Source organism: Aeromonas australiensis (genome assembly GCF_000819725.1).
Classification (GTDB): Bacteria; Pseudomonadota; Gammaproteobacteria; order Enterobacterales; family Aeromonadaceae; genus Aeromonas; species Aeromonas australiensis.
This window is the reverse complement of the sequence record NZ_CDDH01000061.1, coordinates 1-622: the sequence shown is the minus strand read 5'-3', so window position 1 is coordinate 622 and position 622 is coordinate 1. Positions and strand designations below refer to the sequence as shown.

General features: G+C 43.2%; 1 protein-coding gene. It reads left to right on the top strand.

Annotation, left to right across the window (positions count from 1 at the left end):
- The first annotated feature begins 40 nt into the window (after positions 1–40).
- Entirely contained in the window at positions 41–538 is a 498-nt protein-coding gene (locus BN1117_RS09650; protein WP_040096886.1) for a hypothetical protein, read from the top strand.
- Positions 539–622: the final 84 nt, after the last annotated feature.

Sequence of the window (622 nt, the reverse complement as noted above, 5' to 3'; positions counted from 1 at the left end):
CCCTTAGGCGGGCGTTATGCCTAAATGGAGACATCTGTAAGTGAGTGAGTTCATTATATGGCTGCAACTGATTTCGGCTTTGGTTCTTCTTTCTGATGCGTACTTATCAGAAAACGTAAGAGCGCTTCTCGATGAGAAGTTAAAGTCATCAGTTGGCGAATATAGTAAAACGTACAAAGAAAAATACCTAAAAAGGGATTTGTCACTTCTGCTTGCAATTGTTATTGCCTGGATTGCATTTCTTGTATTCGGCCAAGCTGGTCAGCTGATCGCGCCTGCCTCCAATTGGATTGAGCACTATTTTGGTGTTTCCTATATAGGTTTAGTGTTATTGGTTTTGTGGGCTCTTGGTTTTATGTATTTGTTTTCAATTGCCATGTCAGGATTCCATCATTTGGATAGGATGTTGCATTTAACAGTTAGCTTTCCGTTGGCACTGGCGCTTTACAATGCGCCGAAGGGGCCGTTATACGCTATAGGCTTTGGCTTGCTTGTCATATCGCATTTGCTTCAACTTGTTCAGGTCAATGGCATATAGGCATAACAAGGCGCTCGTTCGGACGCAAACTACGCTGCGCTTCGTTTGCGCCGCACAGCTTTATCGTTAGCTGTATTCAGAAAT